Origin of the sequence: Pseudomonas sp. CFBP 8771, assembly GCF_014841695.1 — a bacterium.
Lineage (GTDB): Bacteria > Pseudomonadota > Gammaproteobacteria > Pseudomonadales > Pseudomonadaceae > Aquipseudomonas > Aquipseudomonas baltica.
This window is the reverse complement of the sequence record NZ_JACYUJ010000028.1, coordinates 1-318: the sequence shown is the minus strand read 5'-3', so window position 1 is coordinate 318 and position 318 is coordinate 1. Positions and strand designations below refer to the sequence as shown.

Here is a 318-nt window from a genome sequence, read left to right as displayed (position 1 = left end):
ATTTTGGTGGGGCGTAATCCGATGCCTGTAAGCTATTCATCAGCAAAAACTCACTGCCTTTCAAGGTTGCAAGGCTCATGGGGTCACTTCCTTGTTTTCGGTGCAGCCGGGATAAATGGTGCAGACGCGTTCATCCACCATTTTGAAAGTGCTGAAGTCTTTGTAGTTGCCATAGCAAAAGGCATATTGATCTTCAAAGTTTTCGCCCATACAACGTTTCCAGCCTCCAGGTACCTTGACCCAGGTATCGCCCATGTAGGGTTTCTCCTCATCAGCCAGCTTGATCTTCAGTTTGATGGTTTTGCCTGGTAGCTGATC

General features: G+C 47.5%; 1 pseudogene. It reads right to left on the bottom strand.

Features of this window, described 5'->3' with window-relative positions:
• Positions 1–75: 75 nt before the first annotated feature.
• Positions 76–318: pseudogene (locus tag IFT80_RS21540) on the bottom strand (hypothetical protein); the annotation flags it as partial.